Source organism: Staphylococcus gallinarum (genome assembly GCF_029774255.1).
Taxonomy (GTDB): Bacteria; Bacillota; Bacilli; order Staphylococcales; family Staphylococcaceae; genus Staphylococcus; species Staphylococcus gallinarum.
Map to the genome: position 1 here is coordinate 1,651,593 of NZ_CP069082.1, position 16,098 is coordinate 1,667,690.

Genomic DNA, 16,098 nt, shown 5'->3' on the forward strand with positions numbered 1-16,098 from the left:
TCACCTCTACTTTAACTGTTTTTGTAATTCACTTAGTTTAACTAAAGCGTCAATAGGCGTCATATTTGATAAGTTTAGTGCTTTTATCTCTTGTTCAATCTCACTTTGTTCAACTGGTGCATCAAATAGTTCAAATGCCGCCTGTTCAAATTGTTGTGTGGCATCAGCTTTATTATCTCTCGCTATGTCATCCTCTGGGTGTTGCTTCGACACATTTGTTTCGAAAATAGCGTGAGATTGATCTGATGACACAGTTTCTTCCATTGAATCTTGATTTGTCGCATCATCTGCGCTATGTGAAGATTCATCTAACACTTCCACCTTATTCACTACAACTTGGTTATCGTGCAGTTGGTCACTTTTTTCAAATGCATCTAAAATAACTTGCGCCCTAGAAATTACTGCATCTGGTAGATTAGCCAATTTAGCAACTTGAATACCATAACTATCGTCTACAGCACCTTCTTTTACTTTATGTAAGAAGATTAACTCACCTTTATATTCATTGGCAGCTACATGCACATTTTTCAAACAAGGTAAAGTTTGATCAAGCGCAGTTAATTCATGATAATGCGTCGAGAATAATGTTTTTGCATGTGAGGTATTTGCCACATATTCAATCATTGCTTGTGCTAATGCTAAACCATCATAAGTTGATGTTCCACGACCAATTTCATCAAAAATAATTAAACTATCTGCTGTTGCATGAGCTAAAGCTTTTTGTGCTTCTAACATTTCTACCATAAAGGTACTTTTCCCAGAAACCAAATCATCTGCTGCACCAATTCGAGTAAATATTTGGTCGAAAATAGGTAGTACAGCTTGATCACAAGGTACATAAGCACCCATTTGTGCCATTATACTTATAATTGCTACTTGTCGCATATAGGTCGATTTACCGGACATATTTGGCCCAGTAATTAAATATATATACGCCGCTTCATTTAATTCACAATCATTTGGTACATAATCATTATAATCCATAACACGTTCCACAACTGGATGACGTGAATTTGTTAATTCAAGCGTCTTATCTTTACTAAAGTGCGGTCGAGTATAGTTATATTTTTGGGCAATTTCTGCAAAGCTTTGGAGACAATCAATTTCTGAAATGATTTTAGCTTGACGTTGTAATCTTTCAGTATAACGTTTCACTTGTTCTCTTAATTGCACAAATAATTGATACTCTAATTCAATTGCTTTATCTTCTGCCCCTAGAATAATATCTTCTTTTTCTTTCAATTCGTCAGTAATAAAACGCTCTGCATTAGATAATGTTTGTTTGCGTTGATAGCCGAAAGCATTAGGATCAAAACCTTGTAAATTGGCACGTGTAATTTCTATGAAATAACCAAAAACTTTATTGAAACTTATTTTTAGTGATTTAATTCCAGTACGTTGTCTTTCTTTAGTTTGTAATTCAGCTAACCATGTTTTTCCATTTTTTGACGCTGATTGATAACTATCTAAATCTTGATTAAAACCTGCTTTAAATAACCCACCATCCTTGATAGAAATAGGTGGTTCTTCTACAAGACTGTCTTCGAGTAATGCCAGTAATTCATCTAGTGGTTCTAAAGCTTGGAATTGTGTGGCTAAGTTATCATTTAAACCAGTTATTAATGTTTTGATATTAGGTATTTCAGAAATAGAATGTTTGAGTTGAATTAAATCACGTGCATTGACATTACCATAGCTCACGCGGCCTACTAATCGTTCTATATCATAGACTTGATTCAAATAATTTCTGAGTGTATCACGTTCGATAAAATGATTGATAAATTGTTCAACGATATTCAATCTATTTTCAATGTTTTGTTGATGAATTAAAGGTCTATCTATCCATTGCTTTAATCTTCGTGCTCCCATTGGCGTCTTTGTTTCATCCATTAACCATAGTAACGTTCCTTTTTTGGATTTCAATCTAATGCTTTCTGTTAACTCAAGGTTTCTTTTAGCATAAAAATCCATTTTCATAAAATCTACGGCTTCATACTTAATGACTGTCTCAATATGGGATAAATCTCTTTTTTGTGTATGGTGAATATAGTCTAGCAATAACTGTGTAGCATTAAACAAATGTCGTTCTGTCATTTCATTAACAGCATACTGTGCATCAGAAATTGCTTCTCTTAATGTAATTGTTTCCGTCGTCAAGCTGATTTGGCGACGTAATTCTGGATCCAGTTTTTGATTTACAACAATCTCATTAGGATTAATAGTCGTAATTTCATTGATTAATGTTGCTTCGTCTTCAAAGTGTGTAACTTTTAGTTCCCCAGTTGAAACATCACAATAGCTTAATGCATAGATGCCTTCTAATTTAATAAAGCTCAAAATATAATTATTTTGCTTTTCATCTACCCCGCCTTGATCCATAACCGTACCGGGCGTCACGATGCGTACTACATCACGATGAACCATGCCCTTTGTCTGCTTAGGATCTTCCATTTGTTCACAAATAGCGACTTTATAACCATTATTTATTAAAGTTTCGATATAACCATCAGCAGAATGATATGGTACACCACACATTGGAATCGGATTCTCTTTTTTAGCATCGCGTTTAGTTAATGTTATTTCTAATACTCTAGACGCTTCTTTTGCGTCTTCAAAGAACATTTCATAGAAATCGCCTAATCTAAAAAATAATAAACAATCTTGATATTCAGATTTTATTTTTAAATATTGTTGCATCATTGGCGTTTGGTTCGTCATATTGTTACTTCACTATCCTTCTACAAATTCTTTTGTTTATTCATTTTATCGTTATACGCATAAAACACTTCACATTGTTCAATTATAGAACTAAATATGAATGTCAGTACAATTGCGTTTACTCACTTGTGGACAATAGCTATATATGATTTTTAGCTATATTCCTAACGTACTTTATTTATCCTTTTAACTCTTAAATTTTAACATAACTTTTATTACTACGCTCATTTAATAAAAAATGGTTGCATCCACATAATTATGAAATTTTAAATTATGGCTTTCCAGCTATGAAATATAAAAAAGATTGAGATAAAATAACTTTTATGCCCACTTCAAGCGTCCAAAAATACAGATACTTAAAGTGAAAAACACAGTTATTTTAAATCTCAATCTTAGTTAATCTTTATTGAAAAATTTCTTTAATATCCCTTTTTTCTTTAAAATCATTAAAATGATATAACTGATAATTGCACCAATTATACTAGATACTAAAAACATAAGCATCAATGGTTTAACTGCAAAATCAGCAAATCCTAAAATAGCTGCTAATGGAATACACATTACACTACCAATGATTCCAGTACCAATTACTTCACCCACCGCAGCCATAAAGATATGTTTACGATAATGATAAAAGGCACTAGCAAGCAATACACCAACCATACTTCCAGGAAAGGCAAAGAAACTACCTGTACCAAAAATAATGCGAATTACTGATGAAATAAAGGCTTGTGCTAAACCAAACCATGGTCCTACTAATACTGCACATAACACGTTTACTAAATGTTGTATTGGCGCTGCCTTTACTGGTCCCAAAGGAATGACAATAATACTACTTAATACGACATTGAGCGCAATTAATATAGCAGTTAACGTCAATTTTTGTGTCTTCATTCATCGCTCCCCTTTCCTGAAAAATACAATTACGTATTGTTATTATCTTCATTATGTTCATTTAGTCGATCTGACATTGTACTGATTAACATTTGTAGTAAATCATTCGCCTCTGCTTGAGACTCTTTAAATTCTTCAACAATTGGTAAAATGTTAATATTTTGTTCAATTTCTTGAATCTTTCCTTCAGATTGTTTCAATGCTTCCGTCTTTCCATAATTTTGTAAATTGACAGATTGTTTTTGATTCTTTTTTAAATCTTTCATTTTCTGTTCAATTTGTTTATTATTATGAATTTGTTGTTCTACACGATGATATTCCTTTACGATATCTAAGTCTTTAATATGCTCACTTATTCTATCAGCTTCAGCTAAAATTTCATCTTTATTATACATTAAGGTGTCACCACAGCTTTTCCACTTTCACGAATAAATGTACCATTCAATGAATACTGCTTCGCTTCATCGATTTGAACTTCAACTATTTTACCTATCATGTCCTTTGGCGCTTTAAAGTTAACTAATTTATTCTTAGCAGTATAACCTGCTAATACAGTATCATCCTTTTTACTTGCACCTTCGCACAATACCTCTACTGTTTGGCCTTCATATGGTTTCATTGCCGCTTCAGAATACTGTGATACTTTCTGATTTAAACGTTGTAGTCTATCTTTCTTTACATCCATCGGTACATTATCTTTCATTTTAGCAGCTGGTGTACCATCCCTTTGTGAATAAATATAAGTATACGCGTGCTCAAATTCAACTTCATCATATAAGGTTAATGTTTCTTCAAATTGAGCTTCTGTTTCGTTTGGATAACCCACGATAATATCTGTAGTTAATGCTACATTTGGTATCTGTGTTTTAATTCTATCGACTAAATCTAAATAACTTTCACGTGTGTATTTACGTCCCATTATTTTCAACACTGCATTATTTCCTGATTGCACTGGTAAATGAATATGTGGCACGATGTTACCACCATTTGCAATAACTTCAATCATACGATCTGTAAAATCCCACGGATGACTCGTAGTAAATCTTACTCGTGGAATATCAATACGTGAAATATCCTCTAGTAAATCCCCTAATCCATATTCTAAGCCATCAATGTCCTTACCATATGAGTTTACATTCTGACCTAGTAGCGTGATTTCTTGATAACCTTCTCGTGCAAGACCACGTACTTCTTCGATAATATCTTCGGGTCTTCTACTACGCTCTTTACCTCGCGTAAATGGCACGATACAATATGTACAAAATTTATCACATCCATACATGATATTAACCCATGCCTTAATATTACCTTCACGTACTTTCGGTAGATTTTCAATGACATCGCCTTCTTTAGACCATACTTCTACTACCATTGCTTTCGATAAATATGCTTCCTCTAATATTTCAGGTAAGCGATGAATATTATGTGTACCAAAAATCATATCTACATTTTGATATGACTTCAATATTTTATTCACTACTGATTCTTCTTGTGACATACAGCCACAAACACCAATTACCGTTTCAGGCTTTTCCTTTTTCAAATGCTTTAAGTTTCCAATTTCGCTAAACACTCTGTTTTCAGCATTTTCACGAATGGCGCAAGTATTTATTAAAATCACATCTGCTTTATTAATATCTTCGATTGGTTTATAACCCAATGCCTCTAAAATACCCGCCATAACTTCTGTATCATGTGCATTCATTTGGCAACCATATGTTTTAATCAAGAATGTCTTTCCTTGACCCATATTGCGATATTTTTCATCTATTTGAAAGTCTCTATTATAATTAATTTCTTCTTTCCCACGTTTACGTGCCTCTTTTAAACTTGGCGGCTGATATACATGCTCGAAATACTTACTATAGTCTTTAGCTTTTTTATCACGTTCAGCTAAAATATCTATCGAAGTACTTTTTCTTTGTTCTTCATTCACTTTACAAAATCCTCTCTATATCATATAAACTAAGAACAAAATTAAAATTAACCAACAATGCTACTCATTGCATTACCGTTCTAAGTTCAATATATAATCATCTCTTCATTATATTAAATTTAGCACTAAAGTGCAAAATGCCGTTTAAGATAACAAACCGATCCAACAACATTAAGTTGAACCGGCAAAGCACTATAATTCATCATATTTACCAGTTAAAGTTTCAATCGTTATACCTTCTGGAACATGATAAAATTTAACCTGACAAATGGTGCTAGGTACTTCTAATTCGACCATACGTTCATTTAACTTTTGTATTAAAATGAGGCACTCATTCATCTCGCCTTGTACTGTTGTTTCTAAAGGTCCTACACGATATGCTAACCCAGAATCATCAATCACTTTAATCGCTTCATCAACATATGGAATCACGTCTTCACCGTTTGGTGTCTTTGGAATAATTTGAACGCTCATTAATGTATCATGCATATCTATCACTAGCCCTTCATTCGGAATATCAATTCATTTCATTTTAACAAATTATTCATCAAATAAATAGTAATCGTTAGCTTTTTCAACTTACATATTCACAGTATACATTTGAATGATGGTACTTAACTTACTTTACAACGTGTCAACGCGTTATGTATTGCCTCCGAGAATTGATACATCAAATCATCCCAATTATTTTTATCTTCACGAGCTGATAAAGTGAATTTACGATTTTTAAACAGGCTTTTTCTCAATGCAACTGTCAATTCAAGTTGCACGCCTGCCTCCCGCTTACAACAGTTAACAAAGTTATCTCTATGGAATCCAGATATATGACTTGGTGCATCTTTCACTATAATATTAATGTCTGCTAATTCATTTTTGATGGACGCAATTAATTCTAGGTCACGTCCACCAATATAAACTTCTGACTTATCGCCCATGCAACCATGTATTGAAACTGCAAATTGACTATCCTCAATCATTTGATATAATTTTGGTTCGTCAAAGTGACGCGAAGTTACATGTAATTCATGGTTTTTGTTTTTTCTAACACCTTTAAATGTGTAATATTTATAATCACCTAAATCACTTAGGCAATCAGCCAATTCTGAAGTACCACGTTCGATTGCCCCTCCATGCACTGCAGTTATAATAACTGGTTTTGTTGCCTCTCTTGTTACGATATCCCAATCATCACCTTGCTTAGTTTTGGTTAATAATTCTCCCATAGTCCTATATTTATCTACCATCATATACTCCTTATTTTAATTTCCATATTTATTAAAAAAAGCTGATATAACACAGTATCTTTGACACTTGAATTATATCAGCTATAAAAATATTTAAAAGTCCTTCGATTACACAAATTGTTTCGTTAATTCATTAAATTGAGTTTCATCCAAATGAATATCTTGTTTTGCTAATGCTTCATTAGACATTTCATCAATTTGAGACTCAAATGATGGCGTATCAGTGTCTTGATAGACAATACCCTTAACTAGTGAATTGTATTCTAGCACCTTTTGTGTTGCCATTGTTTTATCCGTAAAATCATATCCATCTATGTCTGCGATATCAGTTAAGTTTTCCTTAAACCAATCATATGTGTTCACTTTATTATAAGTTACGCATGGTGAGAAAACATTCACAAATGAAAAGCCATCATGATTTATTGCATCTTCAATCATTTTCGTCAGAGCTTTAATATCACTAGAGAAACCTTGGGCAACAAATGTAGCTCCAGATGACAAAGCAAGTTCTAATGGTGCTACATTTTGTTCTATATTCCCTTTTGGTGTTGATTTCGTGACAAAGCCTTGCGCTGAAGATGGCGATGTTTGGCCTTTAGTCAGACCATAAATTTGATTATCCATTACAATATATGTCATATTCATATTTCTACGTAAGGCATGTATTGTGTGTCCCATACCAATGGCGTAACCGTCTCCATCACCACCTGAAGCGATAACTGTTAAATCTTTATTAGCCATTTTAACACCTTGTGCAAGCGGTAAGGCTCTACCATGAATTCCATGCACACCATAGGAATTTATGTAGCCTGATAAGCGTCCAGAACAACCTATACCAGTGATAATAGCTACTTCTTCAGGCTCCAAGCCTACATTAGCTGCTGCCTTTTGAATAGCAGCTTGAACAGAGAAATCTCCACATCCCGGACACCAATTGGGTTTAACATTATTTCTGAAATCTTTAAATGTTGCCACTTACACCAACTCCTTTAACTCTTCGGCAATTTCTAATCCTTTTTGTTCTATTTCTTTAGGTAAAAATGGCGTGCCATCATATTTAGTCTGATTAATTAATTTATCACCTAAATTTACATTCATTTTTATAATATTTGCTAGTTGGCCTTGGTAATTATGTTCAACTACTACAACTTTCGACACTTTATCTATTTCTTGCTGTAGTGTTTCTTTAGGGAATGGATGTAATTGTCTAATTTGAACATGATTCACTTTTACACCTTGTTCTTCTAGTCTATCCTTACCTTCTTGAATGGCACCTTTAGTTGAGATAAATCCAATATATAATATATCTGCAGTATCATGAACAACATCCGCTTCAACGGGCTCATTAATTAATAAATGTTCAACTTTGCGCATACGCTTATCCATTTGTTGATTACGATTATCTGCTGCTTCACTTGGCTTACCTTCTTCATTGTGTTCAACACCAGTCACATGATGTATACCACCTTTAACTCCTGGTAACGGTCTTGGTGATACACCTGATTCCGTAAGTGCATAACGCTTGAAATAAGATTTGTCATCTTCTTCTCTTTCAATATCAGACTGGACAATTGCGCCACGTTTAATCTCAATGCGATTATAGTCCAATTGATCGACAGTTTGTTTACCTAAAGATAATTGTAAATCACTTAATACAATAACTGGACATTGGTACATCTCGGCTAAATTAAAGGCCTCCATAGTTAGGTAAAATGCATCTTCAGCATCTGTAGGTGCTACAACAATCTTAGGTATATCGCCATGTGTACCATAAATCATCTGCATTAAGTCTGATTGCTCTTGCTTCGTTGGCAAACCAGTTGAAGGTCCTCCACGTTGTGTATTAATCACAACAAATGGCGTTTCTGTCATTCCAGAAAGACCAATTGCTTCCATCATCAACGACAGTCCAGGTCCAGCACTTGCCGTAAATGCACGTACTCCCGCATAGTTTGAACCGATAGCCATATTTGCTGCTGCAATCTCATCCTCTGTTTGTACTACAGTTCCGCCTACTTTTGGTAAATTCTCAATCATATACTCCATAATTTCAGAAGCAGGTGTGATTGGATATGCAGCCATAAATCTAGAACCAGCTGATAATGCGCCTAAACCTATTGCATCATTACCAATCATATATAAATGAGGATTATGGTTTGTAGGTTCTAATCCAAAGTCTCCAGTGATATGTTCAAGTTGTTCGCTCATCAATCGATAGCCTTCTTTTAAGGCTTCGATATTCATTTCAACTACTTTTTCACCTTTTTTCGTAAACATGTTCGTGATTAAACTCTCGAAATCACTTAATTCTAAATCCATAACTGCACACGTTGCACCTATCGCAACCATATTTTTCATTAGAGCCGTACCTAATTCCTTTGCAGTTGCAGTTAATGGTAAATCTATCATCTCAGCTTTGCAATCTTCAGGCTTTTGTGGTTTCGCCTTACTATCAGCGATAATGACACTATCAGATCTCATCTCATGATGATTTAATTCAATCGTTTCTTGATCAAATGCAACTAATATATCTAGATCGTCACTAATTGCATGTACAGGTGTTGTTGATACTCTTATTTTATTATTTGTGTGGCCGCCTTTAATTCTACTTGAAAAATGACGATAGCCATATAAGTAGTATCCTTTACGGTTCATAGCAGTAGCGAAGATTTCCCCAGTCGATTCTATACCTTCACCTTGTTGACCGCCCACTTTCCATGATACTTGTGATTTCATATCATCTTGCCTCCTAGTGGTATTAATAATTCATCTTTCATCATATCAAAATGAACCACCCTTTTACTATGTAAAGAGTGGAACATTTTAAAAATCATACTAATGGACGATAGCTTAAAAAGGGTGATCATCATTAATTAATACGCGTTCAATATGTGTCGTTTTACCTTCTTTATTTAAGTCGATAATAACACCAGACAACACACTTCTACCTTCATCAGGTACAACATGTCGTTGTGGCAGACTCGTTAAAAATCGATTAATCACTTCAGCACGATTAATTCCTAAAATGCCATCATAATACCCTGTCATTCCAACATCGGTAATGTATCCTGTACCTCCAGGCAAAATTCTCTCGTCAGAAGTCTGTATATGTGTATGTGTACCAACAACTGCACTTGCTCTGTTATCTAAATACCAGCCCATAGCATTTTTCTCAGATGTTGTTTCTGCATGAAAATCTACAAAGATATAATCTGTTTCTTGTTTCGCTTGTGCAATTAATTCATCTGCTTTGGTAAACGGATCATCAATATCTTGCATAAATGCACGACCTTGTAAGTTAATTATTGCTAATTTCAACTCATTTATTTGAATGAATCGCATACCGACACCGGGTGCTGCATCCGGGAAGTTAGCTGGGCGTACCATGCGCTTAGCATCATCTATAAAATCATAAATTTGTCTTTGACCATAGGTGTGATTACCCATTGTCATGAAATCTACGCCTTCTCTTAATAGTTCTTTATAAATTTTCTCGGTTAAACCTTTTCCGTGTGCAGCATTTTCTGCATTCACTATTGTAACCGTTGGGCGATGTGTTTGCTTTAACTTCGGTAAATATGTTTTAATAGCATCTCTTCCTACCTTACCAACAATATCCCCAATAAAAAGTATTCTCATTAACAGTTCATCCTCTCTTACTGATAGTTTAATGTAATTTTTTTATTATGAAAAGTGAATGTGAAAAATATATTCAATTTTCTAAGTTTTAAAGTGATATGACGTGGTAAATAATGTACTGTAACATTAATTTAACTAGATATAGGAGTTGTAATTTATAAATGTCAATAAATATTGATCCACAAAAATTTGCTGACTTAGTAGTTACAGCAAATCCATCAAAAAGTGACAATCCAGAAGATATCGCTAAAGACAGTTTAGAACTCTATGTAAATGCCTATCGATTAGCCGAAAGACATTCTAACATTTCAACAAACTGTTACGACACAGCTGAAGTTTTAAAAGAAATTAAAGCAGCAGATTTAGAATTAACTTAGTACTTATTAATTGCTAATTGAAGATAATTTATTTATATCCAAGCTATACTTCAACAATAAAAGCTATCCTCAAATATTTGAGGATAGCTTTTATTGTTTTCATAACTACTAACATTATAAAAAGTTAAAGCCTATCCAAAATCATGGATAGGCTTTAACTAAGTTCTAGAATTCATTAAATATCTAGAACGTTATTTTGCATATTCAATTGCTCTAGTCTCTCGAACAACTGTCACTTTTATATGACCAGGATATTGAAGTTCATCTTCAATTTGGTTTTTAATATCTCTTGCTAAGCGGTGTGATTTTAAGTCGTCGATAGTATCTGGTGATACAATAACTCGAATCTCTCTACCAGCTTGGATAGCAAATGCTTTTTCAACACCATCATAACTTTCTGATAATGTTTCAAGTCTTTCTAATCTTCTTATATAATTTTCTAATGTCTCTTTACGAGCTCCAGGTCTAGCGGCAGATAATGCATCCGCTGCTGCAACCAAAATAGAAATTATTGAAGTAGGTTCAACATCACCATGGTGGGAATGAATTGCATTAATAACTGTTTCACTTTCAGCATATTTCTTAGCTAATTCAACTCCTATTTCAACATGGCTACCTTCAACTTCATGGTCAATCGCTTTACCAACGTCATGAAGTAGACCAGCACGTTTAGCTAATGTAACATCTTCACCCAATTCTGCTGCTAGCATACCTGCTAAATGAGCAACTTCAACTGAATGTTTTAGTACATTTTGTCCATAGCTTGTACGATACTGTAAACGACCTAAGATTTTTACTAAATCTGGATGCATATTATGTACATTTATTTCAAATGTAGCTTGTTCCCCAGCATCTCTAATAATATCGTCTACTTCTTTTCGAGCTTTATCTACCATATCTTCAATTCTTCCAGGATGGATACGTCCATCTGAAACAAGATTTACTAATGCTGTTCTAGCAATTTCACGTCTAATTGGGTCAAAACCAGAAAGTATAACTGCCTCTGGCGTGTCATCTATAATTAAGTCAATACCAGTTAACGTTTCTAACGTTCTGATATTCCTTCCTTCACGACCAATGATTCGACCTTTCATTTCATCATTCGGTAAATTAACAACTGATACTGTTGACTCGGAAGTATGTTCCGCAGCTAAACGTTGAACAGTTGTTGCTAATAATTCTTTAGCATTTTTATCGACTGCTTCTTTTGCTTCTTTCTCTTTTTCCTTAACAAGTATTGCAATATCTTGTGACAATTCATCTTCTACTCTTTGAAGTTGTTCTTGTGCTGCTTCTTCTTGAGAGAGACCAGAGATGCGTTCTAATTCTTGTTCATGCTTATTTATTAACGTTTGAACACTACTCTCTTTTGCATCTACTTGTTGTTGTCTTTCTTCAAGTTTAGATTCTTTTTGCTCTAAAATCTCATCTTTTTTGTCTAATAGATCAGATTTTCGCTCTAAGTTTTCTTCTTTTTGAAGAAGTCGGGCTTCTTGCCTTTGAAGATCACCACGTCTTTCACGAAGTTCATTTTCACTTTGTTCTTTTAAGATTTGATTTTCTTCTTTAGCTTCAAGGAGCTTTTCCTTCTTGATATTATCTGCTTCTTTTTTACCTTGTTCGACAATATCTTCGGCAGTTTGTCTTGCTTGTAATTGCTTTTGATGCAATAAATTACGGGCTATAATATACCCTACAACAACTCCGAGAATAATACCTAGCAAAACGAGTAGGAGGCCTAATAAATTCACACAAACACCCCCTTTTTTCTAGGATTTTGCTCTGTATATCAAATTCAATATGATTATATGAAGTTATATAAGAATCATACAATGTAATTGTACGGTTTAAAGACAAGAAGTGTCAAGGTTTCCACCTACATAAATTCAATATTAGAGACCTCTCTTTTACACTTTATTTACTATAGATGTTGATAACACACGATTCGCCTTATTTTATGGAAAATCAGAATAAAATTTTTCACATAAATTTAAATTATTATTTTACTACTTTCAGTATAATTAGTCCCGTATTCAAAAGTTAGACACTCAATTTGAAAGCTTTTTATAAAAATATCCCGAGATTAGATATCTAATCTCGGGATATGACACGTGCTTTAAAAATATTTGCATGTATGCACTAAGTTCAACTTATTCATCTTCAAATAGTGAAGTTGGTTGTTCTTCTTCACTCTCTTCGACATCACCATCAAATATACCTAAAGTTTCACGTAACTTTTGATTGATTTCATTCTTAACTGCTGGATTTTCCATAAGGTAAGTCTTAACATTTTCTTTACCTTGCCCCATGCGTTCTCCATTATATGAATACCAAGCACCTGATTTATCGACGATTTCGTTCTCAACGCCTAAGTCGATTAATTCACCTTCTTTAGAAATACCTTTACCATACATAATATCAACTTCTGCAATTCTGAAAGGTGGTGCTACTTTGTTCTTAACAACTTTAATCTTAGTTCTATTACCAACAATTTCTTGACCTTGTTTCAATTGTTCTGCACGTCTAACTTCTAAACGAACTGAACTATAGAATTTCAGTGCTCTTCCACCAGGTGTAGTTTCAGGGTTACCAAACATAACGCCGACCTTTTCACGAATCTGGTTGATGAAAATTGCCGTCGTATTTGATTTAGAAATGGCACCTGACAATTTACGTAACGCTTGTGACATAAGTCGTGCTTGTAAACCGACATGCGTGTCACCCATTTCTCCTTCTATCTCTGCTTTAGGTGTTAAAGCGGCTACCGAATCGACAACTACAATATCTACTGCACCACTACGAACGAATGCTTCTGCAATTTCTAGCCCTTGTTCACCATGGTCCGGTTGTGATAAGTATAAATTTTGGATATCTACTCCTAATGCTTCAGCATACACTGGATCTAGCGCATGTTCTGCATCGATAAATGCAGCTACACCACCATTTTTTTGTACTTCAGCAATAGCATGCAATGCTACAGTAGTCTTACCAGAACTTTCTGGTCCATATATTTCTACAATTCTACCTTTAGGGTAACCACCTACTCCTAAAGCATTATCTAATGTGACTGAGCCACTTGAAACACTTGAAACTTTACGTGCTTTATTGTCACCAAGTTTCATTACTGCGCCTTTACCAAATGACTTCTCCATATTTTTAATTACTGTATCTAAAGCTTTTTGACGATCGTTATCCAATGCTGGACCTCCTAAATGAGTTTTGTCTCTGAAAATTATCTTACCCATACTATACATGTATTTTTATTTTAGTGCAAGCATTTTGCGAATATTTGTTCGCTAAAAATACTGTTCGTTTTGTCTAATATAGAACACACGTACTGTTCAAAAACAAAGATAAATATTGATTTATTGGGATTTTAAACGATTTAACAATCTAATTAATACATAATTTTGTGTTCGGTGTTTAAGTAAATTGCGTTGTTGTATCATTTTAAAATGTTGTACAGACAATTTGCCTTCCTTAAGAACGCCTAAATACACCGTATCTTTATTATATAGTAATGATATTGCAACTTCAGATTTATATAAATCCTTTACAATATTCGTTGAAATTGATAATTGTCTCTTTATATCCAAGTCATTACTTATAAATTGGTTATTATGTGGCAACATGCCTAATAAGCGATCTTCTTGGTCAAAATCTTTTAAACGAGAATATAAATCTCCATCAGTAACACCATCATATATCGCAAATGTACGTTCGATATTTTGCATCAATGCTTGTTCTAACTTAATATCGTCAGAACCATAATAGAAATCACCAATTCTCTTTAGAATCTCTGTTTTAATTGGATCAATCAAAGCTTTACAGCTTTCAACTGTTTCACCATTTGCAGTTAGTCTGATATTCACTTCATGAGTACCTGCTAAAGGTGCTATTGTAGGATTTGTTTGATTATCGATTAAATCTAATAATTCTGTTTCAACTTTAGATTCACCGATACCAGCGAAACGCAGTAATTCTGAGAAGATAATTTGTTCGCCATCTAATAAATATGGCAATAGTTCATTTTTAGCCATAGGTTGCATTTCTTTTGGTGGCCCAGGGAGTAGAATCACTTTCTTATTCTTATGTCTAACTAACATACCTGGCGCCATGCCAAATTTATTTTCTAACACTTCTGCCCCTTCTATTACAAGTGCTTGTTGACGATTATTAGGCGTCATTTCAACGTTTTGCTTGATAAAATACTGTTCAATATCTTCTAAAGCAGCACTATCTGTTACTAATTCACGACCAAGCACCTCCGCTACTGTATGCTTTGTCAAATCATCCTTTGTAGGACCTAAACCACCAGTTAGAATCACTGCATCATTGTTGTCTAGTGCTGTATTGAATACACGTTTTAAACGTTCTGGGTTATCACCAATAACTGCATGTTCCACCACACTGTGACCAATCCCATTTAATAATTGTGATAGATATTGACCATTGGTATTAGCAATTTGTCCTAATAATAATTCAGAACCCACTGCGATTATTGATATATTCAAGAAAACTCCTCCTTCATACAAGCTACACTATATTTAACATAGTTAAATTATAAAACGAAGTACAAGCAAAAACGAAATATTTCGTTTTTAATTGATAAAAAAGTATGGTTAGTCTTTTCAAATCAAAAAAAGTCAGATGATTTATCTGACTTTAGTAACTTTTAAATGCTTTCGACAGCATTTCGACATTATTTAGCTTTAAACACATCTCTACCTTTATAGAAATATTCAATTCCAGATAAGATTGTAAAGAATACACCGATATATAATAATGTTTGACCTAGTGAAAAACCAATCCAATTTGCAAGTGGATCGCCTAATAATATCCAAACAATTGCTACCATTGTAACGGCCGTTTTGATTTTTCCTAATTGTCCAGCAGCACTGACAAATCCTTGCTCAATTTGCAATAATCTTAAACCTGTGACTGCAAATTCACGTGCAATGATGATAATTGCTACAACCGAGTTTGTTAAATCAATTTGTACCAATGCTATTAATGCGCTCGACACTAGTAATTTATCTGCTAATGGGTCTAGAAATTTACCCATATTGGTAACTAACTCCCACTTTCTAGCAAGATAACCATCTACAAAGTCACTCAACGATGCAATGATAAAAATAACACCACTAATCAATAATTCAATTCTAATATCATTTCCACCGATAAAAGAAACTTTACCAAAACCAAAATCTGCTAATGCAAATACCATAAACACTGGAATTAGTATAACTCTAAAAACGGTTATCCAATTCGGTATATTCATATAAAATGC

General features: G+C 33.9%; 14 protein-coding genes. 1 reads left to right on the forward strand and 13 read right to left on the reverse strand.

Annotated features, from left to right (window positions below):
- Positions 1 to 6: 6 nt before the first annotated feature.
- From mutS to JN168_RS07805, 9 genes are all read right to left on the reverse strand, one after another.
- Entirely contained in the window at positions 7 to 2,718 is a 2,712-nt protein-coding gene (mutS, locus tag JN168_RS07765; protein WP_279525741.1) for a DNA mismatch repair protein MutS, read from the reverse strand.
- A gap of 396 nt (positions 2,719 to 3,114) precedes the next feature.
- Positions 3,115 to 3,612 carry an energy coupling factor transporter S component ThiW gene (gene thiW, locus JN168_RS07770; RefSeq protein ID WP_042738815.1) on the reverse strand — a complete coding sequence of 166 codons (498 nt, stop codon included), beginning with the start codon at positions 3,610 to 3,612 and terminating at the stop codon, positions 3,115 to 3,117.
- A gap of 29 nt (positions 3,613 to 3,641) precedes the next feature.
- On the reverse strand, positions 3,642 to 4,007 hold the full coding sequence (locus JN168_RS07775; protein ID WP_042738816.1) for a YlbF/YmcA family competence regulator: 366 nt from the start codon (positions 4,005 to 4,007) through the stop codon (positions 3,642 to 3,644).
- Complete coding sequence (gene miaB / locus JN168_RS07780) at positions 4,007 to 5,548, reverse strand: tRNA (N6-isopentenyl adenosine(37)-C2)-methylthiotransferase MiaB (protein ID WP_232154963.1); 1,542 nt, start codon at positions 5,546 to 5,548, stop codon at positions 4,007 to 4,009. The genes JN168_RS07775 and miaB overlap by 1 nt, the downstream gene beginning before the upstream one ends.
- A 192-nt stretch (positions 5,549 to 5,740) precedes the next feature.
- A complete protein-coding gene (locus JN168_RS07785; protein ID WP_042738818.1) occupies positions 5,741 to 6,037 on the reverse strand; it encodes a thiamine-binding protein in 297 nt (98 codons plus the stop codon).
- A 125-nt stretch (positions 6,038 to 6,162) separates the two neighbouring features.
- Positions 6,163 to 6,792, reverse strand: coding sequence for a poly-gamma-glutamate hydrolase family protein (locus JN168_RS07790; RefSeq protein ID WP_279525742.1), 630 nt, complete (start codon positions 6,790 to 6,792; stop codon positions 6,163 to 6,165).
- Positions 6,793 to 6,900: 108 nt separating this feature from the next.
- Positions 6,901 to 7,767 carry a 2-oxoacid:ferredoxin oxidoreductase subunit beta gene (locus JN168_RS07795; protein ID WP_042738820.1) on the reverse strand — a complete coding sequence of 289 codons (867 nt, stop codon included), beginning with the start codon at positions 7,765 to 7,767 and terminating at the stop codon, positions 6,901 to 6,903.
- On the reverse strand, positions 7,768 to 9,528 hold the full coding sequence (locus JN168_RS07800; RefSeq protein ID WP_279525743.1) for a 2-oxoacid:acceptor oxidoreductase subunit alpha: 1,761 nt from the start codon (positions 9,526 to 9,528) through the stop codon (positions 7,768 to 7,770).
- A 114-nt stretch (positions 9,529 to 9,642) separates the two neighbouring features.
- Positions 9,643 to 10,431 (reverse strand): TIGR00282 family metallophosphoesterase, encoded by a 789-nt coding sequence (locus tag JN168_RS07805; RefSeq protein WP_042738822.1) that lies wholly within the window; start codon positions 10,429 to 10,431, stop codon positions 9,643 to 9,645.
- Positions 10,432 to 10,592: 161 nt separating this feature from the next.
- Between JN168_RS07805 and JN168_RS07810 the strand changes: the two genes are divergently transcribed.
- The gene (locus JN168_RS07810) at positions 10,593 to 10,808 is read left to right on the forward strand and encodes a hypothetical protein (RefSeq protein ID WP_042738823.1); all 216 of its coding nucleotides are present in this window, start codon (positions 10,593 to 10,595) and stop codon (positions 10,806 to 10,808) included.
- A gap of 191 nt (positions 10,809 to 10,999) precedes the next feature.
- Here the strand turns inward: JN168_RS07810 and rny are convergent, their stop codons facing one another.
- From rny to pgsA, 4 genes are all read right to left on the reverse strand, one after another.
- Positions 11,000 to 12,559, reverse strand: coding sequence for a ribonuclease Y (rny, locus tag JN168_RS07815; RefSeq protein WP_107512619.1), 1,560 nt, complete (start codon positions 12,557 to 12,559; stop codon positions 11,000 to 11,002).
- 399 nt (positions 12,560 to 12,958) lie between these two features.
- Positions 12,959 to 14,005, reverse strand: coding sequence for a recombinase RecA (recA, locus tag JN168_RS07820; RefSeq protein WP_042738825.1), 1,047 nt, complete (start codon positions 14,003 to 14,005; stop codon positions 12,959 to 12,961).
- A 168-nt stretch (positions 14,006 to 14,173) separates the two neighbouring features.
- Complete coding sequence (locus JN168_RS07825) at positions 14,174 to 15,322, reverse strand: CinA family nicotinamide mononucleotide deamidase-related protein (RefSeq protein ID WP_279525744.1); 1,149 nt, start codon at positions 15,320 to 15,322, stop codon at positions 14,174 to 14,176.
- 188 nt (positions 15,323 to 15,510) lie between these two features.
- Positions 15,511 to 16,089, reverse strand: coding sequence for a CDP-diacylglycerol--glycerol-3-phosphate 3-phosphatidyltransferase (gene pgsA, locus JN168_RS07830; RefSeq protein ID WP_042738827.1), 579 nt, complete (start codon positions 16,087 to 16,089; stop codon positions 15,511 to 15,513).
- Between the last annotated feature and the right edge of the window lie 9 nt (positions 16,090 to 16,098).